Origin of the sequence: Sphingobacterium sp. HMA12 (assembly GCF_002933815.1) — a bacterium.
Classification (GTDB): Bacteria; Bacteroidota; Bacteroidia; order Sphingobacteriales; family Sphingobacteriaceae; genus Sphingobacterium.
Genome location: NZ_BEYR01000001.1, coordinates 848,830 through 872,586 on the forward strand (window position 1 = coordinate 848,830; position 23,757 = coordinate 872,586).

The window sequence follows — 23,757 nt, forward strand, 5'->3', positions numbered from 1 at the left end:
TAGCGTTTTCCGCAGTGGGGTTGCCAAACATAAAAAAGAGATATGAACCAAAGATAACATTGAGCCAAGAATATTCTTGGCTTTTTGTGTTTATAGGAAACTTACTGTTCCAATTCTCCCGCTATGCCCGAATAAGTGAGACAAGGAGTGGATCCCTTTTGCTGGAGCCTCATTTTGCAAGGTCGATCTGTAATAAGAAAAATACGAAAACGTTGTAGTTAAATTACGCAAACGTTGTAGTTAAATTTTCAATCTCGGGTATTTGGCTGAGTTTACAAAAATTCTACGGCAGATCTCGGATATATATTTATTTTTTTATATCGAAAATCGTGTTATTGAGACAAAATAGCACTTTTTTGATACGATTGCATCCTATTTTTCTAAATGCTATTCTTCACTTTTACAGTTAAAATTCCTTAATACAAGGAGACCAATTATAAAATTTCTAAACAACTCAAAGTAAATATTGCTTTATGAGAAACTATTGTAAACTTAAACAAAGCCATCGGATACCCTCGTCCTGGTTGCTCTGTCTGGTGGCTTTTGGTAGTCCGACTACAGCATTAAAAGCCAACACAGCATTAAAATCAATCGCCGGATTGGTTGTACAAAACCGTGAAATTACGGGTAAAATATCGGATAGCAACGGGCAGCCGTTATCTGGTGTCACCGTCAATGTGCTGGGGAGTACAATGAGTACAGCCTCACAGGCCGACGGTTCCTATTCCATTGCGGTTCCCCAGCGCGCAGAAAAGCTTGTTTTCAAGCTTCTTGGTTACCAGAGCCAGGAAATTTCCCTTACACAAGCTAAAATACTGAACGTCGTCCTGAATCCATCGGCAGATGAATTGGACGAGGTCGTGGTGGTGGGCTATGGCACCATGCGTAAAAAAGACCTGACGGGTTCGGTGACGCAGATCCTTCCGGATCGAATAGCCAATGAAAACCCCAAAACGGTGCAGGATATCTTGCGCGGTACAGCGGGAATGAATATTGGCTATGACGCTTCGGCAAAAGGTGGCGGATCGATCGAGGTGCGCGGTAAACGTTCGGTTTACGACAGTAACAGTGGCCATAATAATCCGCTGCTTGTGCTTGATGGCATGATATTCTATGGTGAACTTTCGGAAATCAACCCAGATGACATTGAACAGATCGACATCTTGAAAGATGCCTCCGCCGCCGCGATTTATGGCTCCAAAGCGGCCAGTGGCGTGATTATCATCAGTACAAAAAAGGGTAAACAGGGCAAGCCGACAATCAATATGACCATGAATGCCGGTGCGACGCAATTGAGCAACTACCGCAAAAGATTCAGTCCCGCCGCTTACATGCAGCATCGGGAGGATTGGTATACCAAAAATACCTATGGTATTGATCCAGAAACGGGGCTATATGAAGCTTATCAGACGCGCGACGATAACGGCAACCTCACCGTGCCTTATGGATTTTACCTCAATCCGGATCAGCTGCCTTCGTCTTTATCGCTCGATTCCTGGCGTGCGCTTTCAACAAATGAAAATGGGGAGTCCGATCAAAGTATCTGGGGCCGCCGCCTGGGGCTGCAGGGAAATGCCCTGCAGAATTTTCTGAACGGAAAGGCTGTGGACTGGGCCGACCATACCTTTCGCACGGGATTCAACCAGGATTATAATGCGAGTATCAGCGGTGCGAGCGATAAGGTGAACTATTACCTGTCTATGGGCTACCTTAAAAATGAGGGTGCCGTCATCAGTGACACCTACAAGGCCGTCCGGGCAAATATGAAAATCAACGCGCATGTAAACAAATGGCTGGAGCTGGGGGCCAATGTTAATTTTCAGGATCGCTCTGACGGAAATATAGACATTGACCTGGATCAGGAGCTGCGCAACAGTCCTTACGCGGATTATGCGGATGCCAACGGCAACGCCCTGCAATATCCGCTCAGTGAACAATTCAGCCAGCGCGGTTATAACTATGATTTTCTGCAGAACTATCTTGAACTGGACAAGGGCTATACGGTACTGAATTCCATCTTCAATGCGAAAATAAAACTGCCGTTCAATATCACGTATTCCTTTAATGCATCGCCCCGTTTGCAATATTTCCATGACCGCTATTTCATGTCGGCCGAACTCCCCGGATCGAATCCTGCCGATCGGGGGGCCAACCGCGAGCAGACAAAACGCTTTGACTGGTCACTCAACAATACCATCAACTGGGAGCACACTTTTGTGGACAAACATCGCGTCATGTTGACGCTGGTGCAGGAAGCCGAGGAACAGCAGTCCTGGAAAGACCGTATCGAAGCACGTAACATTTTACCTTCAGATGCGCTCGGTTTCCACAATACCAAAAATGGATCAAAGGAAAATAGCAGCTTCGACAGTTACGATAGCCATCAGACGGCAGATGCCCTGTTGGCCCGGTTATTTTATTCTTATGATGACCGTTATATGCTGACCACTTCCATCCGACGGGATGGTTATTCGGCCTTTGGGACTTCTAATCCTTATGCTACTTTTCCTTCGGTAGCGCTGGCCTGGAACTTCAGCAAGGAGAAATTCTTTAAATGGACGGATGTCCTAGATTATGGTAAACTGCGTGCTTCCTATGGTAAAAATGGGAACCGCCAGCTTGCAGATCCCAATCTGGCGCTTGCAAACCTCTATTCCGGCAGCGGAAAAATGCATGGCTACCTCAACTCCGCCGGCGAACTGGTCCAATACCGTTACCTGATGGTTGACCGCCTGGCCAATCCCAACCTGCAATGGGAAAAGACCACCGCATGGAATTTTGGTCTGGACTTTGGATTTTTAAAAAACCGGATCTCCGGTAGTCTGGAATATTACCTGATGCAGACCCACGATATGATTATGGAGCAGAAGCTGCCGAACTTTACGGGCTTTGGCAGCATCACGACAAATCTGGGGCAAGTGGACAACAAAGGGATTGAACTGACCTTGAATACGGTCAACCTGCAAAAGGACAACCTGAAATGGTCCACCACCTTCAGTTTCTCGTACAACAAAAATCAGATTGTACATCTCTATAAGAACTACGAAGATGTACTGGACGCAAATGGTAATGTGATAGGCCGCAAGGAAATGGACGAGATTTCGAATGGCTGGTTTATCGGTCAGCCCATTGGCGCGATCTGGGACTATCAGGTGACGGGTATCTGGCAGGCCAATGAAGCTGCGGAAGCGGCGAGATATGGGCAGGCACCAGGCGACCCCAAGGTAGCCAATCCCTATACCGCTGATGATGTGGTGAATGCCGACGGAAGAAAACCTGTTTATAATAATAACGATAAGGTGTTTTTAGGACAGACAGATCCGCGCTTCCGTTGGGCGATGCGCAATGAATTTACGCTATGGAAAGACCTGAGCTTTTCATTTAACATCTACTCTTCGATGGGTCATAAAAGCCTATCAGGCAATTACCTGAATAATGATGATGATGGGGGCCGGATGGCATACGGACTGGCCAATCTGCCTGCCAAGGAATACTGGACGCCGGACAATCCAACGGATCGCTATGGCCGGATCGAAGCCAAAGGGCCGGTCGGGGCGGAGGGTGCCCGGCGGCTTTATGACCGTTCCTTTATCCGCCTGGACAATATCTCGGTAGGCTATACACTACCGACAGCGTTGACATCCAGGTATCACTTAAACCGGGTCAAGCTGTATGGCACGGTCCGCAATGTGGCTACCTGGACCAAAGACTGGGAATATGGTGATCCTGAAACATTTCATCCCGACAATAACCCCCAGGGATGGGCCTCCCGTGTGTTTACCTTCGGTGTGAATCTATCTTTATAACCTCATGAATTGATAACTATGAAATATACAATAAATACATTCGGATCCATAAGCAAGGGTATCGCAATGATGCTTGCCGGTACGCTTGCCATAAGCAGCTGTTCGAAGGAATTTCTACAGCCAGACCCACTGTCTATCTACTTACCCAATGAGACCTTTAATACCGAGTCTGGACTGCTGTCCGCCATGGCCATCTGCGACCGTCACCTGAAAGGGTATTGGGCCACGGATAATAATGAAATGCTGACCCTCGGGACAGAATACATCTTCTCAGAATTGATGGTCGCCAGCAATACGGACAAGCGTAGTATGCTGGCAGACGTCGCCAACATGCTGACACCGACAAGCGACAATTCCAGCCTGCAAAATCTAGACCGCTCTAATAGTATGTGGTATTTATGGCAGGAGACCTATAAAGGTATCAGTTATGCCAATACCATTATCAAGTATGTGGACCAGGTACAAACCTTGAGTGAACAGGATAAAAATGCCTACAAAGGTCGCGCTTACTTTCACCGCGCTTTTCGGTATATGGCATTGGTATTTGAATATGGGGATGTGCCTTTGGTGACGACCATTATCGATGTACCAAAACAAAACTACCGCAGTACCAAACGTGACGCCATTTTGCAGATGATCACCAAAGACATGGAATTTGCTGTACAATGGGTGCCGGACCAGAAAAATATGAACCTGATCGGCATGATCAATAAGGGAGCCTGTCGGATGTTGCTGACAAAATGTTACCTGGCTCTGGGGGAGTACCAGAAAGCAAAAGAACAGACGGATATCCTGATTGATCAATCGGGGTATTCCCTGATGACCGAAAGTTTTGGAACGTTCAACGATGGGGGCGAGGCGCAGACTTGGCCCATTAGCCGCAATGTCATCTGGGATATGCACCGTCCCGAAAATAAATTAATTCCGGCTAACCGGGAAGTGATCATGGGGATGCCTAACCGGGGTGCCGATGCAGAGTCTTTTGTAAAAATGCTGACTATGCGTATTCTATATCCCTTTGTCTTTGATAATCGGATACAGACAACGGATGGTAAACAGGCCTTGCTAAACATCAAACGAAACACGCCGGATTACAACGCAAAATACGATTATATGCGCGCCTTTGGACGCGGAATTGCTACGTTCCGTCCCACGGCTTTTCAGTCAAAGGGGGTATGGTCTGTCAACGGTAAACCGGATGAAGGTGACTTGCGCCACAGTTCAAAAGTAGGCAACTGGGTGCGCATGGAAGACTATAAGGTAAATAACAAAGCGTCAAAAGATTTTGGAAAACCGATCGCACTGAAAGATCCAGAAACGGGCAAATTGTTATGTACGGATTCCATTCGCCGTTGGTACGATGTGCCGCATTATAAGTTTTTTCTGGATGACCCCGTCAGCGAGGCCAATATCAGCGGGTCGGACGGTTCAAGGGGTGCAACGAATGGTGGTATTGCCGACTGGTATCTGTACCGTTTGGCGGAAGCTTACCTTTTGCGTGCTGAAGCAAAATATTATATCAATCCCGCCGATGGAACGATAAAAGACGATCTGAATGCGGTGCGTCAGCGGGCAAAATGTACGGAACTGTATCCCGGCGCCGTAACTATCGGTGATATTATGAATGAACGGGCACGTGAACTCTATTGGGAGGAATGGCGAAATGTCGAACTAAAGCGGGTATCCCTGTGCTTGGCCCGCAGTGGTAAACCCGATGAATGGGGGAACGTGTATAATCTGGAAAATTTCGATAAGCAGAGCGGTACAGATGCTAGCGGGGGAAGCTACTGGTACCAACGTATCGTGCATTACAGCCTCTATAATAAAGGTGTCATTCATGTGAATGCTACAGGTCTCAGTGATATAAACTACACCATGGATAAAAAGAATATGTACTGGCCAATTCCGAATGTGGCAATTACCTCCAACATTAAAGGGCAATTAAAGCAAAATTATGGCTACGACGGCTATAACGCGGCAACTCCAGTATGGGAAAAGTGGGAGGATGCAGTTGCGGATGAAGCCAAGGCAGAGTAGTCAGGCGTATAGGGGCCGAGCTGATTTGCACAGACGCGAATCGCTCAGGCCTGTTTTTGAAAGTTCAATAGATTAAAAATCAATACCTTTTGTTATGATAAAAAATGTGTTTTTGTTTTTACTTTTTCTTCCGTTTAAATTTTGTATTGGACAAACGGAGCTAACAAATTTTCCTGCAGGAGCAGGGCCAAAGGAAGTAGGCTATCGGATTGCGCACCGTTTTATCACAGGCAAACATATGCTCCATGTGGGTAAATGGATCAGCTATCCCGAGACTTTTTACTGGACGGGAGCTGTTAACTATGCTCACTTGACGGGCGATCAGGAGCTGATGCAGGCAATGAAAGACCGCTTTTCTAAATTAACGTCGGTCGAGCATAACTTGCTGCCGATTAAAAATCACGTCGACTTAAATATGTTCGGAAGTCTCCCTTTACGGCTTTATCAACTCACGAAGGATAAAAATTACCTGGATCTGGGGCTTCCTTACGCGGATACGCAATGGGAAGTACCGCAAAACGCCAGTCAGGCTGAAAAAGACTGGGCGCAGAAAGGCTATTCCTGGCAGACGCGTCTTTGGATCGACGATATGTACATGATTACGATTCTACAGACACAGGCTTTCAGGGCAACGGCCGATCCGAAATACCTGGATCGTGCAGCCAAGGAGATGGTACTTTATCTGGACGATCTACAGCGTCCCAATGGCTTGTTTTATCATGCGCCGGATGTCCCTTACTATTGGGGGCGGGGCAATGGATGGATGGCTGCGGGGATGACCGAATTATTGCGGGTATTGCCTCAGGATCACCAGGACCGGCCCCGTATCCTGAAAGGCTATCTGAAGATGATGAAGAGCCTCAAAAAATACCAGTCGAAAAGTGGTTTATGGAATCAATTGATCGATCAGTCGGATTGCTGGACAGAAACCTCCGGATCGGCGATGTTTGCCTATGCGATGATATCGGGTGTTAAACAGGGCTGGCTAAATGGCAAACAATACAGCATGGTGGCCCGGAATGCCTGGTTGGCATTAACAAAATATGTGGACGATAAAGGTGCCGTATCCGAGGTCTGTGTGGGGACCAATAAAAAGAACGACAAACAGTATTATTATGATCGTCCGCGCCATACAGGCGATTATCATGGACAGGCGCCTTATCTCTGGTGCGTTAATGCACTGCTGGAAGACAGCAGCAATTAGGCCATGTGAGGTAGTTCTATTGCTAAGTGCACTGGTTGCAATGTACTTAGCAACAGACTGGCCCAAATAAAACGATTGGCAGGAGGTCGACGATTTCGTCGGTTAACTGCCGCCGTTTGCTATTCATCCCGCAGGCTATCCACCGGATTGACCATCGCCGCTTTGATGGATTGATAGCTGACCGTGAGCAGGGCCAGTGCCAAAGCGCCCGTTCCGGCAATAAAGAAAAGATCCCAGGTCATCTGAATGCGATAGGTATACGTGCTTAGCATACGCTCAGTGATATAATAGGCAATCGGAAATGCAACCAGGCAGGATAAAAGGACCAAAACAAAAAACTCCTTTGACAACATCCTCGTGACGGAAAAGATAGATGCGCCCAGGACTTTACGCACACCGATTTCCTTGGTCCGATTCTCGGCCATGTAGGCGGTCAGACCGTATAGGCCTAGACAGGAAATAAAAATAGTCAATACAGCAAAGAGGCTGGAAAACTTGCTCAGCTGCTGGAAATCTTTAAATTTTTCGGCATATTGGGCATCCACGAAGGAATATTCAAATGGATAATCCGGATTATATTCTTTGAAAATTTCCGTCATCCTTGATAATGCATCCGCTGTTGCGATATGATTGTTTAATCGGATATTGGTCACATTGGACCCTGAAAAAGCGCCCTGGATAACCAATGGGGTGATAGGATTAAAGGGAGACTCCTGAACGAAGTCTTTGATGACACCGATGATATGCCAGTTCCTGCCGTCGACGACTGTCTTTCCGATCGGATCATCAAAATTAAAAACCTTTGCGGCCGACTCATTGATGAGCATGGCGGCAGAATCTGTCGGGAATTTAGCCAGGTCAAAGTCCCGTCCGCTCACTAATTGCAATCCGGCGGTACGGACCAAATTGTCGTCTACACCCATCCGCGCGAAAATGGTATTGTCATCTTTGGGCTTGCCGTCCCAGCCCATGGAATTGTTGCTCCAGTTTTCGGTGAGTGGCGAGGAGGTCCTGGCGATATCCGTGGCAATGCCAGACTGGAGCAACGCATTTTTGATCAGCGTCCTGTTTTTACGGATATCACCCTGATCAATAACATGGATAAGCTTGTCTTTGTTATAGCCTAATTCTCTGTCTTGTGCATATTTTATTTGCTTCCGGATCGATAGTGTGGTTATAATCAGTGTGATGGCGATACAGAACTGCGCAATAACCAGCACTTTCCGTGGATTAAATTTGCGTTGGATATGGAGCAGCTTACCTTTTAATACTTTTACGGGAACAAACGCCGACAGATAGAAGGCGGGGTAACTTCCCGAGAGGATGCCGGTCAGAAGTACAAAGCCGATAAAGACTGACCAGAACAGCACATCATTAAATGGTATGGATAGTTCTCTTGAAATTAAATCGTTAAAGAAGGGGAGTGCGCTCTGGGTGATCAGCAAGGACAATAAGCCTGAAATGAAGGCAATCAGAATGGATTCGGTCAGGAATTGCCCGATTAATAATCCTTTATTGGCACCGATAACTTTTCTGACTCCAACTTCCTTTGCTCTTTTTTCACTCTGGGCCGTACTGAGGTTCATAAAATTGATGCAGGCGATGATCAGAATAAAACAGGCAACTGCGATAAATGAATGGACCATTCCGATGCGCTGTGAAGTCGGCCTGCCCATATCAGTGAAGTTACTGTAAAGCCATTTATCGGCTATAGGAGCAATAAAATTCTCTACTTTGGTTTCGGTATGTCTCTGCATAAAGCTTTTTATGCGTTGCTGAAATTGGTCGGTATTGACGTTTTTGTCCAGTTCGATATAAGTCTGTACAGACTGATTTCCCCAGTAATCATCCGAATAACCTATTTTTTCCATCAATGTCCAGGGGACCAGATGAGCTGTTCCTTTCATAAAGGAATTATCGGGGATGTCTTCAATGATGGCCGAGACCGTTGAAATCTGGGTGCTGTCCAGTCTGATGCTCTGGTTGATAGGATCGGTATCACCAAATAAGCGCGCTGCCAAAGATCGGGTCAAAACGATCTGACCGGGATTTTTCAGCGCTTCGGCAGGATTGCCCGCCACAATTTTATAATCAAATATTTTTAAGAATGTACTGTCTACAAAAACACCCTGCTCTTTTGAAAGTTTGGTTTCGCCCCGTGTCAGTAGGAATCCGGTACCCTTGTTGACCCTCGTAACACGATTGATCTCCGGAAAGTATGTTTTCAAAGCAGCAGCCATCGGCTTAGGCGTGTAGAAATGCTGCACAGCATCGCCTGCCCAGATATCTTTTATGCCCACGGCATAAATCTGGCTGGTCTTGGAATAAAACCGGTCAAAGCTAAATTCGCTTTTGACCCATAGCATAATCAAGATAGCTGCAGCCATTCCTGTCGCTAGCCCGACAATATTTATTGCTGTAAAACCTTTGTTTTTCAGAAGATGACGAAAGGCTATTTTGAAATAATTTTGAAGCATAGGGATCGGTTTTTATTGAAGCTTGTACCAATTCGTTTGCCAATTGATTAATGTATTGAAAATAAGTTTTTTAATCTCTTTATGTGTGGGAGATTTTGTTCGATCCCGAACGGTATTTGTACGAAAATGGACAGTTTTGAAGTAAAAAAGAATGCTAAATTCAGTAACAAATAGTTATTTTTAAAATCACGATAAACACTCAATGATGACCAGATTTTTTTTATTGCTATGGCTGCTATTATCTTCGACATTTTCTTTTTCCCAAGGTTTTAAGAATGACAGCGTAAAATCATTTATCGATAAAACGATCGAACTGATAGCCTTCAACTCAATCCATACGGAAAACCTCGAGGCCATAAAACGTGATCTATACCATAAATCATTAAACCTAAACTCCATTGATGAAACGGCACCCTTATATGAGGATGTATTTAAACAGCTTCATGATTATCACGGCGGTTTAAAATATAAAGGAAAAACATATGGATGGAACAATCCCGATGTAATGACAAATGCCTATCTAAAAGGTATGTTAAAAGTTGAAAAGAAAACAAGTAGTGCGATCATTGATAAAAAAATAGGGTATATCCGGATTGTTGGAAACAGTGATTTTGCCTTTCTGAAAGTAGATAGTCTGGCAAACGATATCGTATCGCATATCAATTCCATAAATTCCGCGCAAATCAAAGCCTGGATTATTGACTTGAGATTAAATACCGGTGGCAATATGTACCCGATACTATTGGGGCTCAAGGAATTTATCGGGAATAATATCCTATTCGGTGGGTTCAGGAATGGGCAAGATCAACCTACGGGAAATTGGGAAATCAAAGCAGGGAAATTGTTGATTGATGGAAATGTGCTGGACAGAAAAACAGCTTTGTCCCATCCGATACAAACTGATGTTCCATTGGTTATTTTAACGAGTTGCTATACGGCAAGTGCAGGTGAAATGACCGCCCTTTCTTTTATAGGAAGGAAAAATACATGGATTGTAGGCGAACCAACAGCCAATTATACCACCGCAGTACAGGGATTTGAAATAAATGATCATGCAGGAATTAATCTGTCGACAGATTATGTCGTGGACCGAAATTTAAAAGTTTATAAATCCAATATTTTACCTGATGTTGAAGTCCTGGAAGGTGATAACCTCGAAGATTTAAGAAAAGACCGTAAAATAATAAAAGCACTGGAGTTATTCGGTAAATAGCGGATTTAAGAAAAATCTGAGACAAGAGGCAACGTTAGCTATCTATTAAGTAGGTGAATTATATAATATTTTTGAGCGGTAACTGCTGCTTGAGATATAAGAAGCGGCCTTATAAAAAAAAATAGTCTATAAGTTTAGTAGAATTTATTATTAACTTTTCTATATTTACATATCCGTTGAATCAATTGGCGTTGGCAACGATATTAAACAGAGTTACTAATTAAACAACTAGACCGCATGAATACTATAATTTACTCCTTGTATTCTTTTAAAAAACAATCTTTTAATGATCATAGCTTGAATTTGAACGGGCGAATGTGTCGCTGAAGTAGCTTTCCGATGAATTTCAAAAGACAACAAGTTCTTTTGAAAAGCAGATGACAATCATAGGTGATCAATTGGCGTTGGCACTTATTCAGTACACTATTTAAACGCTCATTCATGAAAAAAATCAAGCATGCAAAACATATTTTGTTTTGTATCCTGCTCACTATGGCTTTTATTCCGGTCAAGCTAGTTGCCCAGATAGCCGGTGAGCCTATTATTAATGCAACCCTGCAAGGAAAAATTGTTGATGCTATCTCCGGTGAACCGCTGGAAGGTGTCACTGTACAGCTGGAGGCTGTAACGCATAGCGTAAAAACAGATGAAAAGGGAAACTTTCATTTTGTGACCGGTCAGAAGCTCCCTTTTACGCTGATGCTATCGTATGTTGGCTATGAGCGTATGAAATTGGTCGTCAATTCTTCTCCGGCCTTGATCAAGTTGCAACGTTCGTCGGACAACCTAGACGAAGTGGTTGTAGTGGGGTACACCACGGTCGGCAAGAAGAATCTGATCGGCTCAGTGGAAAAAGTGGACTTAAAGGAGGTGAGTACAATCCCTACGGGCAGTTTCGATGCGCAATTGCAAGGCAAGGTGGCCGGAGTTCAGGTCAGTAGCAGTACCGGTGTGCCGGGCGAGGCTTTAAATATCCGCCTACGTGGAGCAACTTCCATCAATGCCAACAACAACCCGCTTTATGTAATTGATGGGGTGTTTGTTAACTCCGAGAGTCTTCAGACCTTAAACACGGGCGGAAAAGCAACGTCCCCAATCGCTGATCTAAACCCCTCAGATATAGCCTATGTGGAGGTGCTCAAAGATGCGGAAGCGACCGCATTATACGGCTCAAGAGGAGCCAATGGTGTCATTCTGATCACGACCAAACGTGGTAAAAATGGACAGTCTACCAAGATAGACGTCAATTTGTATGCTGGCAGGGCAAAAGCAGCAAAGCTTTGGGAACTGACAACCGGCCCCGAACATGCGGAGCTGGTCAACGAATACAACCGTAATATCGGCAAGCCTGAACCTTTTATCTCAACGGCTCAAGGTGGGCGTGGACTTCCTGCAGAACAGCAGACTTACGATCGACTTTCCGAGGCATTTCGCACTGCAGGGGTATATAATGCCGACCTCTCGTTATATGGCGGTAGTGACAAAACGACTTACTATCTGGGCGCCGGATATAATAAGCAGGAATCCATCCTGCGTCCGATCGCTTTTGACCGCGCAAGTTTTCGGTTTAATTTGGATCAAAAGATCAACGAGCAGCTCAAAGTAGGGTCGAGCAACGCAATTTCACGAACAGGACGCAATCAGGGAAGGGCCGGAGATGGACCACAGGGCGGGATCTTGCAGGCGGCCTTGCATACGCCAACCTACCTTTCGCCCTACAATGAACAAGGGGAGCTGGTCGGGAGGGCGGGCTTTGATAATTTGACCCTGCTATTGGATAATTACGATGTAGGCTCCATTAGTCTACGGTATATCGGTAATGTATACGGGGAATATCAGATCTCTCCAAACCTGAAATTTCGATCGACCTTCAGTGTGGATTACAACCACTATGATGAGCATGAGTATTGGAATAAATTTTTGATTGCGGGCAGCCCCAGTGGTTCAGCAACATCGGCGATCAGCCAGGCCACGACCTGGATCAATGAGCAGACATTGACTTATCGCAAGCGCCTCGGTACGCAGCATTCCTTTGGCCTGCTCCTGGGAAATACCTTACAAAGCAGCACATTTTCGCTCACTTCGGCTACGGGCAAAGGCTTTGCCTCTAATGATTTTAAAATTATCGGATCTGCGGCCAATACCACCAGCTTCCAGGATTGGGACAAATATAACTTGGCTTCTTTCTTCGGACGTATTGATTATGGCTTTGCCGATAAGTACCTGATCGATTTTTCGCTTCGGGCAGATGGTTCCTCAAAATTCAATAAGGGCTACCAATGGGGCTACTTTCCCGCTGTGGGCCTGGCCTGGCGGCTGAATAAGGAACATTTTCTCAAAGATATTTCTTTTATCAATGACCTCAAGATCCGAAGTAGTTATGGAATTACGGGCAATCAGAGCGGGATCAATTCCTTTGCCTCCCGGCAGCTATGGTCTGGCGTGAATGGCGCTTACCGTGGTGTAGCTGGAATGTTTCCTGAACAATTGGCCGACGAGAAACTGACCTGGGAGCAAACTTCGCAGTTTAATCTGGGCATTGATGCATCTCTTTTCAATAACCGTGTGTCTTTCGCTTTTAATTACTACGATAAACAGACCAAGGACGGGCTGTTGACAGCGGTGCTGCCGGGGACTACGGGCTATGACAATTACTTAAACAATGCGGCCGAGATAAGTAATAGGGGGATTGAATTCAACCTGAATTCGACCAACATACAACAGAACAACTTTACCTGGACCACGGCCTTTAATATTGCCAGAAATGTCAACAAAATTGAACATTTAAGCAAGCCTATGAACTTTGGCAGCCGCGACCTGATTTTATTTAAAGAAGGAAGTCCAATGTATTCTTTTTGGGTCTATAAACAGCTTTATGTGGATTCCCAGACTGGCGACGCTGTCTATGAAGATGTCAATGGGGATGGCAAAATTACGACAGATGATCGCCAGCTCTTAGGGAGTATATGGCCTGATTTTTTTGGTGGAATTACCAATAATTTTACATATAAAAATTGGGACCTAAGCACTTTTCTAAGTTTTTCGGTCGGTAATAAGATCTATAACCACAACCGCTTTTTTGGTGAGGCCGGTGGTGCACGTGACGCCGCCCGCGTGATCTTTAAGTCGAATCTGGACCGCTGGCAGCAACCCGGTGATCTAACAGATGTACCGCGTACAGACGGTATAAACAACAACAATTATAAAGATGGGGGCGGACGATGGCTGGAAGATGGTTCGTACCTGCGGTTCCGGTCCCTAAGCCTGGGCTATAACCTTCCCGCGGCAGCGCTTGAAAAACTGTCGCTGACCAAACTACGGCTGTATGTCCAGGCGACAAATTTATTCACATGGACGAAATACACTGGCTTGGATCCTGAATCTGCCGCGAGCAGTTCGGCAAACGAACAGGGCATCGACCTGGGTACGCCGCCACAACCACGGAGTTTTCAATTGGGTGTTAATCTAACCTTGTAACTACAGCATGAAAAAATATTATCTCTTTCTATTGGCCGTTGTTTTCTTTTCGTCCTGTTCTTCCTTTTTGGATGTAGACCCGCGCACCTCCATAGCCGGCGATCAGGTGATCAACGATGAGACCTCTGCCAAAGCGGCATTGAACGGTGTATATGCCGCCTTGCGGAATTATTACAGTGTCAACTATCAATCCATCGCCTACCTCTCCGGAGACAATATCGAGTGGACGGGCTCGCAATCACAGATACAGGAATTTATCAATCATAAGGTCAATGCCGAAAATGCGACCCTGGCGGCTGCATGGAACGGTATTTATAAGTCCATCGACCGGGCGAATAATGTGATCCGGGATTTGACAAACTATGACAAGCAGAATATCAGCGATGCGGTCAAGCAAAATATACTTGGTCAGGCCTATGCCATCCGTGCGCTTAATTATTTTGACCTGGTCCGGGTCTGGGGTGGTGTACCAATTGTCACGGCCCCGACTGCCAAGATCGGGGAGAATATGGGGATCGCACGGAGTAACTCAGATCAGGTATATGCGCGTGTAATTGAAGATTTGAACACAGCGGAAGGCTTGCTGAGTAATACCACCGACCGTACGGCTTTTACCAAAAAAACAATCCTGGCCCTCAAAGCGAGATATTACCTCTATCGCCAGGATTGGCAACAGGCCATTCAATATGCGAATGTGCTTGCTGCGGATCAGGATTACGAACTCCTGAATCCTTATTATAGTTTCTTTAAAAACGACCTTACCGAAACCAAGGAGTCTATATTTGAACTTTTTTACAGTGCCAATGAACCGAATCCGCACCGCACACAATGGCAGCCGCAAACCAACGGCGGCACAAGGCAATGGGCGCCCAACGCGGCATTGATCAAACTGTTGACGAGCTCCGAGACTGGGGGCGCACGTAGTGAGCTCATTGCAAAGGATAATCAGGGGAGGTGGTATGGCAATCTCTACTATCGCGATCCGGCCAAAGATCCTACTTATATCATTCGCATTGCTGAAATTCTTTTCATTCGGGCCGAGGCTAGTGCGCAGCTGGGCAACTATACGCAGGCCCTGACGGACCTCAACCGAATCCGTACACGCGCGGCATTGACCGCACGTCCTTCGTCGACAGCCAAAGAACAGATTTTACAATGGATAGCAGATGAACGCCGGCTGGAATTTGCTTTTGAAGCGCACCGCTGGTTTGATCTTGTCCGAACAGGTCGTGCCAAGCAGACTTTGGGAATTCAGGAGGATTTTCGCCTGCTGCTGCCCATTCCTTATAGCCAGTTGTTGGCCGACCCCGTATTGCAACAGAACCCAGGTTATTCACGCTAAAAAACAGATACCATGACTACCATACAAACGCTTCCGGGCATTCCCTTTTGGAAAAGATATTTACTGCGGCTGAGCATTGTTTTTATCCTTTTGCTCAGTGTGCCCTTACAAGTTGATTTTTATCAACAATTGCTAGGCATCAGCTGGCAATATCTACTGAGCGACCTTTTTAACCTAGTTATTTTCTTGCCTCATTTTTTTGGGGACATATCGGGCTTTGCGGACTGGTTTCTGCTGCTTGCCATAGCTGCGCTTGTGGCAGGACTATGGACTGTCAAAGGTCGTGTCGATCCGGGACGGGAAGCCTCACTGTACTATTTCCTACGCATATTCGTTCGCTTTCGCCTAGCTGCTATACTGTCTGTGGCAGGACTGACGAAACTATTTGCCATTTTTGCACCAGCACTTTCACTGAGCCATCTGAATACACCTTATGGTTATTTTGAAGATTGGAAACAGCTTTATCTCAGTCTGTCTGCAGCACCTGCATATGTCATTTTTTTGGGTGTTATCGAATTACTGGCCACTGTGCTGCTGCTCTTTCGGCGAACTTCCTTTTTGGCCGTTCTGATCATCATTCCATTTTATGGAAATGTGTTTCTCGCTGATCTGGCTTATGGCGGACGCCATTATCTTGCCTCGGCTTTCACGGTATTGTTGACGCTGCCCATCTTCTTTTACGATGCCAAACGGTTGGCTCAACTGGTGATCCAATTTGATTACACCTCTCCGCAACGCTGGCAATTCGATTGGTCGCAGGTACACCTGGGCTATTCCCGCTGGATTTTTAAACTACTTTTTGTGCTACTATTTATCGGTCTCGCAGGTTTCAAATCGTATGAGGTCAGTAAGACGGCATCGCTATATTACCCAGAGCAACCGGGCTTACCAGGTATCGCTGGTAAGTATCTGGTGGACGAATTTATTATCAATGGGGATACCATCCCATTTTCGCCAGCCAATAAACAGCGTTGGCGGGATGTCGTTTTTGAACAATGGAATACCTTAAGTGTACGGATAAATGATGCTATAAAGACAGCCGCGCCGGCTAAATTCCTGGCGGACCAACAGCGGGATTATGAGTATACACAGGTGGGGGGACGGTTATACTATCGATATACCACTGCTCCCAATCGGACTATCCTGCTGAAAAATCCGAATCCGGCCTATCCAAACGATAGCCTGCGGCTACAGCTGCTGCGGCCGGACAGTACGCATATCCAGCTGTATGGCACCAATTCAACAGGGGATACACTTTCCATAGCTCTTCAGAAAGTAAATAAGAAGTATCTGCTCTATGAAGTTGGCAAACGTGGCCGTGACCGGCTGGGCTTTAAATTATAATTGACGGTAGCTTAAATCGAAATATCATGCAAATAGCTGAAAAAATACAAACAGAAAGGGTAGGAGCAAAAGTTGCACCTACACCGAAATGGACGCTCCTTCAACGGATTGCCTTTCGCATAAGTTTTATCTTTTTTATCATTATTTCCATTCCGAATAGTCCTTTATGGTACAAGCATGTGTTTGCCATAAACTGGTTTAATCTGGATTACAGGGACCTCTATGATATCTGCCGTTTTGGCTCGGGTGTCAGCTGGTTTGGGCGTACGACCTTTGGCAGTCGTTTGGAAGGGTACAGCATCTGGGTAAATACGTTCTTTTTTGCGGTCCTTTTGGGTTTGCTATGGACGGGGCTGGCCAAACTGCTAAAAAAGGAGAAACGCAGTTACAACAGGTTATATTATTGGCTCAATGTCATTGTTAGATACCGTGCTGGCCTGGGCATCATCGGGTTTGGCTTTACCAAACTATTTCCGGTACAGATGCCTTACCCATCTTATGGCATCCTGGATACGGACTATGGCGATTTGACCGCCCAAAAGATTTTTTGGCTTTCCTTTGGGATAGTACCCTGGTATCAGGTATTTGCTGGCATACTGGAAGTAACAGCCGGTACCTTGTTGCTTTTTCGGCGTACGGTGGCTGTCGGTGCGACCTTGTTAGTCGGGGCTCTGGGCGCTATTGTCGTGGTCAACTTTGCCTACGACGGAGGTGTGCATGTGTATAGTTCTTATTTCGTACTGTTAAGTCTTTTTCTGCTGGTTCCTTATTTTGGTCCCTATTACCAAGTATTTATTCGCGAACAGCCAGCACGTATTGCCTTGTTTTTTCCAAACTTCAAAGGAAGATTAAATGAAATTAGAATCGGGTTGAAAGGCATCATTATCTTTATTTTTTTGATCGTTTTCTTCTATCTGCAATATGTTGATTTTCGGTACGATCCCTACAAACAACCCTCCACAGCTGGTGTTCAGGAATTGCGTGGTAATTATGAGGTCACGGAATTTCGTCTAAATGGGGTCTTGCGGCCTTTTAATCCTTACGATAGCCTACGCTGGCAGTCCGCAACATTTGAAAAATGGTCAACGCTTACTTTTAAAGTGAATAAACCCTTAAAACTGGATCTATCCAATGGTGGTGGTGATCCAAAAAGAGATGTCAACCGAACATTTGAAATATCGGGTGTCGCCGGTGGACAGCGTGCCTTTCACTATTATGTGGATACGGTAAATCAGCATTTGTACCTGGAAGATAAGTATAAACTGATACCCGATCAGCGGAACGTCACTGCTGGCGAGGGGGGAGACGGTGGTGTGCGCAACTACCTCAAATCGGCAAAAGGACCTGAAGAAAAGCGCCCGGCGATTTCACTAGCCGATTGGATTCCTGCTAAGGTGAAAGCTTCCTTGGGAGATGAGGCCGATTATGTCGCCAAACCTGCGCGGACAGCGCGGCGCCTTCGCGAATTTGCAAAAGCGGATGAACTGGCAGCAAAAGAAATACGCGAAAGATTTGTGGTTGCCTATAAAATAATTGACGGTGGAAATCGGGTGATTTTAACTGGTATTGATGAACATAGAGATTCTATTTATGTCATACTAGACCGAGCCATCAGGGATTATAAAATTTCTCCCGGTAAGTTTGAAGCTGGCAATTATGATCGGTAAGAAGATGAGAATACTTGTCTGCTGTATGCTATTGATCGGCAGCGGCAAAACCTGTACATCCGCTGTCGAGCATAGTCGAAGGGTCAATCCTCGGCCTTATGAAGACGATGGCTCCTGGTCTGCTCAAAGGCTGATGCCGACAGGGACGTACCGTTGAATTACAGGTGATTATCTTGCTATGTTGTAGTGAGCTTTACCCAGCTAATGCTCCGCATGCGTTATCCTTTATATACTTTTATCGCAGATCCGCTTGTATTAAATCGTTTAATGGCAGGAGCTGTATCGCATAGCGAATTTAGTAGAGCGTTTAGGTGTCTTAGATTGCAATCCGTATTTCTATGTAAGGCTCTTTGTAAAATCTATCATATAATTAGAATAAAGTCTACTAATATTATAGATTTTATTTTATGTTTACTATATTTGTTTATCAACCTAGGAGACAAGCTTATAAAATAGGGGCAATAAATAATTTTATGGCCTTCCTAAAGCAGCATCTTCCGTGAGTAATCAACAGCATTTTTAATTTAATTTGTTATTTATGAACCACAGATTTTATTCGAACCTTTCCCAACAAAGCGTATATCAACGCTTTTGTAAATCCTATTGCTCCGACATGAATATGCGAATGTGTAGCTGAGGTTAAAAGAAAGTAATCTTTCTTTGGAATGCAGCTTTACTGACAAGTAATCAATTGGCGTTGGCACTTGTAATTATTCACTGTTAAAATTTTACCTATGAAAAATAGCGTATGGAAGTACGCCGTGACAATTTTTTTGTCACATGGTTTGCTATTGCCTGTATTTTCGCAGCAATCGGAGCCGCTCATTAACGCAACGTTGAAAGGCGTAGTATTGGATTCAATCACCAATCAGCCGATTGAAGGCGTGACGATTAAGCTCGAAGGTGTTACACACCAAGTAAAAACCGATGCGTCGGGAAGATTTCAATTTGTCACGGGGCAACGGCTTCCCTTGACCTTTTCCACTTCAATTTTGGGCTATAAAGGCCGTAAGATTACGGCTCGCGAAGCCCAGATCCAACTGCTGCTGCAGCCGGCAGTATCGGATCTGGACGAAGTGGTCGTCGTCGGTTACGGTACCCAAAAAAGAAAGGACTTAACGGGGTCGGTCGCCAAGATCGATGCCGCCGAAGTCAACAAAATTCCAGTCGCGAGTTTCGACGCACAGTTGCAGGGTAAGCTCCCTGGCGTACAGGTCTCGACAAATTCGGGCGTACCCGGAGAAAGTATCTTTTTGCGGGTTCGGGGAACGACTTCCATCAACTCCAGCAGCGATCCACTGTACATTATTGATGGCGTATTCTTAAATAATACCTCACTCCAGAATATCGGTCTCGGCGGAAGGACCAGTTCACCACTGACAGATATCAATCCGGCGGATATCGAATCCATTGAAGTGCTCAAAGATGCTTCGGCAACGGCAATCTATGGCTCCCGAGGTGCCAATGGGGTGATTATCATTACTACAAAAAAAGGAAGCTATGGCAGCCGTACCAAAATTGACCTCAATCTGCAAGCTGGCTGGGCAGAAGCGAATAAATCTTTACTACCTGAACTTGCAAATGGACCTGAAACAGCAACCTTAGCCAATGAGTGGTGGATAAATTCCGGATTGGACAATCCAACCTTAAAACAAACCTTTGCTAACAGGCCTTACCGTCCGGTTTCGGAAGGGGGTAAAGGTAATCCCGAAGAGCAGTCGACCTATGACCGCCTGGGCTTTCTGCTGCGACATGGTAAGCTGCAGGATTATAATATTGGTATTCAGGGGGGCGGTGACAAATCCAGGTTTTACATTGGTGCTGGGTACACCGGACAGGAAGCCTTTATTAAAGTAATCGATTTCTCCCGGACCAATCTCAAGTTTAATTTCGATCATCAGATCAACAGCCGCGTCAAGATCGGCCTCACGAATAATTTTTCAAGAACTTACCGTAATCAGGCACGTACAGGCGACGGACCACAGGTAAGCCTCTTCAATTCGGCGGTTTCCTCAGCAACGAATGTTCCGATCTTCAATACGGATGGATCGCTCAATGGAACGGACAATACCTATACCTTGGTTGACAATTATGATGTCAATACCACAAGTCTCCGCTATGTCGGAAGTGCTTTTGCGGAAATTGAAATTCTGAAAGGACTGAAATTCAAATCGAGTTTCAGCGCCGATTACAATGTATACGATGAATCGCAATATTGGAACAGCAAGACCAGTATTGGGATAGCAAACAATAATCAGGCGACTTCAGGTATTTCCCGAAATGGTACCTGGATCAATGAACAGACTTTGTCCTATCAGCATACGTTTGGAAAACACAGCCTGACTGGTATTTTGGGGAATACGCTGCAGAGCAATGTGCTTGATTACAACTATCTAGAAGGAAATGGTTTTGCCAATGACTCCTTCAAACAGATTTCTTCGGCAGCGAATATTATCGGTTCTGATAACTGGAGCAAGTATACCATTTCTTCTTATTTTGGTAGGGTAGGCTATAGTTATGCGGAGCGCTATTTTGCGGAGGCAACCCTGCGGGCAGATGGCTCTTCCAAATTTGGAGCAAATAATCGCTGGGGCTATTTCCCTGCTTTCTCGGCGGGCTGGCGCCTGAGCCAAGAGGCTTTCCTGGCTGATCAAACTTGGCTGAGCGACCTGAAAATAAGGGCTTCCTACGGATTGACAGGCAATCAGGCGGGTATCAGCAATTTTGCAGCCCGGGGCCTATGGACGGGCAATGAAAAATATGCGGATAGTTTCGGTAAAGTTTCGCCAGCTACGGGGCCTTTCCAGCTGGGCAACGATGACCTGCGCTGGGAGAAAACAGCGCAGGCGGATCTGGGACTGGATCTGGCCCTATTCAAAAACCGCCTGTCCATCACTGTCGATCTCTACCATAAATATACTTCTGACCTGCTGCTCGAACGCCCCATCGTCGGGATCTCCGGATTCTCCAAATATTGGGCAAATGTCGGTGAAATCAGCAACAAAGGATACGAACTCCTGATCAATTCACTCAATGTGAAAACAAAGGATTTCGCCTGGAATACAAGTTTAAACCTGTCAGGGAATAAAAATAAAGTGGAAAAACTGCCGACACAGATCACTCAGTATACCCGTGATTGGGTCATCCTCAAAGAAGGCTATTCGCTCAATTCCTTTTGGCTTTACGAGCAGCTATCTGTTGACCCTCAAACGGGTAATGCTGTTTTCGAGGGACAGCTGGCCGATGGCTCTTTGCCAACTTCGGCGCGGAAGGTATTTCGCAACGCTTACCCTAAGTTTTATGGCGGTATAAGCAACACGTTCACCTATAAAAACTTTGATTTGGGCGTTGATTTTAGTTTTCAATATGGGAATTATGCCCTTAACCTCAACCGTTATTTCCGGGAGCGTAACCCAAGTAGCGGTGGTGTGTATAAAAATGTGCTGAACCGTTGGCAACAACCCGGTGATATCACCGATGTACCTCGCTTGACATCAGTGGGGCTGAACTATACCATCGATGCAAATAGCCGTTACCTCGAAGATGCTTCCTATCTAAAGCTGAGACAGCTGTCTTTTGGCTATAAATTGCCCAAGGAACTGGTGGAGAAGGCAAGGCTGACAGCTGCGCGGGTGTATTTTGTGGGCACCAACCTCTTTTTGTGGAGTAAATACACCGGCGACCCGGAATCGAATGTGACCAGCAATCCCAATGCACAGGGGATAGGTTCTTTTGGAACACCACCTCAACCACGCACCTTTCAGCTCGGCCTAAATGTCACCTTATAAAGCATTAATCTTAATCTATTAAGCTCATGAAAAAAATTATATATCTCCTTTTTCCGGTACTCGTGTTTCAGCTGACAGGCTGCAGCTCTTTTCTGGAGGTGGAGCCCAAGAGTTCTGTATCGGATGAAGTAACCATTGTAGATGAAAGTTCGGCCACAACTGCTGTTCGTGGTATCTATTCGGCACTGCGATCAAACGATTATTATGGCTACAGCTTTCAGCTTTTGGGCTTCTTTTCGGCTGATAACATCGAGTATCGCGGCAGTCAGACAGTTCATCAGACTTTGACCAACCATACGGTTAAATCTGATCTGGCCGTGCTTGCCACCGTATGGAATCAAGTCTACGCGACGATCAACCGCACCAACCATGTCATCGCGAAGGTCCCGAATCTGGCATTGACAAACACGTTTACCGAAGCGTTGCGGAATCAGCTGGTCGGGGAGGCCTATTTTGTTCGGGCATTGGCCTATTTTGACCTGGCAAGGACCTGGGGCGGTGTACAGATCGTCCTGCAGCCGACCACCTCGGCCAGTAGTCTGCCACAGGTCAAAAGAAGCTCCCTCGCGGAAACCTATGCACAAGTGCTGCAGGATCTACAGAAAGCGGAACAGCTGCTGCCCAATGAAACCAATCGCATCCGGGCGACCAAGAAAACGGCACGCGCACTGCTGGCCCGATGTTATCTCTATCAAAAAAATTGGTCCGAAGCGATCAAATATGCTTCGTATATCATCGACGACAATACGAACTATAGTTTGGTGACGCCTTATCGCTCGTTTTACGCAAATAATACCTCCAATACCAAAGAATCGGTATTCGAACTGGTGTATGATATCAACAATACCAGTGGTCAGGCAAGCCAGTGGCTTGCCGGAAGCAATGGTGGAACGGCCTGGATAAGACCGGCACAAGCGATCTATGATCTGCTGGTGGATCCCAATATTGGAGGGGATAGGGCGGCCCTCGTATCCAAAACGTCGTCTTCGACAGACCCGAATATCCTAATTGGCAATCTGTATTACCGGACAGACCGTACCGATCCTGCGTTTTTGATTCGCACGGCCGAACTCTATCTGATCCGCGCCGAAGCCCTGGCCCAGCGTAATGGAACGGGGGATCTGAACGCAGCCTTGGCTGATTTAAATGCCATACGTTCGCGGGCCAATATCAAACCGCTGGCTGGCCTCGGCGCCGCGGCACTGCTACAGGCCATCGAAGATGAAAATAGGGTAGAGTTTGCCTTAGAAAACCACCGTTGGTATGATCTGCTGCGAACAGGTCGGGCACAGCAGGTACTCCATATTTCCTCTGTGAATAGGCTGCTGCTTCCGATTCCTTATGCGCAGGTATCCATAGATCCAGATTTGCAACAAAACCCGGGTTTGGATTGATCAGTTGG

12 protein-coding genes are annotated in these 23,757 nt (G+C 45.9%); 11 read left to right on the forward strand and 1 reads right to left on the reverse strand.

Going from position 1 to position 23,757, the window contains the following annotated elements; genetic code table 11:
• Nucleotides 1–473 precede the first annotated feature (473 nt).
• The 3 genes from HMAT_RS03475 to HMAT_RS03485 all read left to right on the forward strand — a co-directional run bounded on the left by HMAT_RS03475 (nucleotide 474) and on the right by HMAT_RS03485 (nucleotide 7,047).
• Nucleotides 474–3,806, forward strand: a complete 3,333-nt coding sequence (locus tag HMAT_RS03475; RefSeq protein ID WP_104381407.1) for a SusC/RagA family TonB-linked outer membrane protein — start codon at nucleotides 474–476, stop codon at nucleotides 3,804–3,806.
• Nucleotides 3,807–3,824: 18 nt separating this feature from the next.
• Nucleotides 3,825–5,843 (forward strand): RagB/SusD family nutrient uptake outer membrane protein, encoded by a 2,019-nt coding sequence (locus HMAT_RS03480; RefSeq protein WP_104381408.1) that lies wholly within the window; start codon nucleotides 3,825–3,827, stop codon nucleotides 5,841–5,843.
• A gap of 94 nt (nucleotides 5,844–5,937) precedes the next feature.
• Nucleotides 5,938–7,047, forward strand: coding sequence for a glycoside hydrolase family 105 protein (locus tag HMAT_RS03485; protein ID WP_104381409.1), 1,110 nt, complete (start codon nucleotides 5,938–5,940; stop codon nucleotides 7,045–7,047).
• A 119-nt stretch (nucleotides 7,048–7,166) separates the two neighbouring features.
• Here HMAT_RS03485 and HMAT_RS03490 read toward each other — a convergent pair whose 3' ends face one another.
• Nucleotides 7,167–9,524 (reverse strand): ABC transporter permease, encoded by a 2,358-nt coding sequence (locus tag HMAT_RS03490; RefSeq protein ID WP_104381410.1) that lies wholly within the window; start codon nucleotides 9,522–9,524, stop codon nucleotides 7,167–7,169.
• A 202-nt stretch (nucleotides 9,525–9,726) separates the two neighbouring features.
• On the opposite strand from HMAT_RS03490, the gene HMAT_RS03495 reads away from it, so the two are divergent.
• The 8 genes from HMAT_RS03495 (at nucleotide 9,727) to HMAT_RS03525 (ending at nucleotide 23,749) form a co-directional block, all read left to right on the forward strand.
• A complete protein-coding gene (locus tag HMAT_RS03495; protein WP_104381411.1) occupies nucleotides 9,727–10,737 on the forward strand; it encodes a S41 family peptidase in 1,011 nt (336 codons plus the stop codon).
• 441 nt (nucleotides 10,738–11,178) lie between these two features.
• Nucleotides 11,179–14,214, forward strand: coding sequence for a TonB-dependent receptor (locus tag HMAT_RS03500; RefSeq protein WP_199768535.1), 3,036 nt, complete (start codon nucleotides 11,179–11,181; stop codon nucleotides 14,212–14,214).
• 7 nt (nucleotides 14,215–14,221) lie between these two features.
• A complete protein-coding gene (locus tag HMAT_RS03505; protein ID WP_104381412.1) occupies nucleotides 14,222–15,556 on the forward strand; it encodes a RagB/SusD family nutrient uptake outer membrane protein in 1,335 nt (444 codons plus the stop codon).
• 12 nt (nucleotides 15,557–15,568) lie between these two features.
• Nucleotides 15,569–16,900 carry a hypothetical protein gene (locus HMAT_RS03510; protein ID WP_104381413.1) on the forward strand — a complete coding sequence of 444 codons (1,332 nt, stop codon included), beginning with the start codon at nucleotides 15,569–15,571 and terminating at the stop codon, nucleotides 16,898–16,900.
• 26 nt (nucleotides 16,901–16,926) lie between these two features.
• Nucleotides 16,927–18,567, forward strand: a complete 1,641-nt coding sequence (locus HMAT_RS03515; RefSeq protein ID WP_199768536.1) for a hypothetical protein — start codon at nucleotides 16,927–16,929, stop codon at nucleotides 18,565–18,567.
• Nucleotides 18,568–18,571: 4 nt separating this feature from the next.
• Entirely contained in the window at nucleotides 18,572–18,724 is a 153-nt protein-coding gene (locus tag HMAT_RS26915) for a hypothetical protein (protein WP_158655594.1), read from the forward strand.
• A 577-nt stretch (nucleotides 18,725–19,301) separates the two neighbouring features.
• Nucleotides 19,302–22,355: a TonB-dependent receptor gene (locus HMAT_RS03520; protein WP_104381414.1), complete on the forward strand. Its 3,054-nt coding sequence runs from the start codon at nucleotides 19,302–19,304 to the stop codon at nucleotides 22,353–22,355.
• 26 nt (nucleotides 22,356–22,381) lie between these two features.
• Nucleotides 22,382–23,749, forward strand: a complete 1,368-nt coding sequence (locus tag HMAT_RS03525; RefSeq protein ID WP_104381415.1) for a RagB/SusD family nutrient uptake outer membrane protein — start codon at nucleotides 22,382–22,384, stop codon at nucleotides 23,747–23,749.
• The last annotated feature ends 8 nt before the right edge of the window (nucleotides 23,750–23,757 follow it).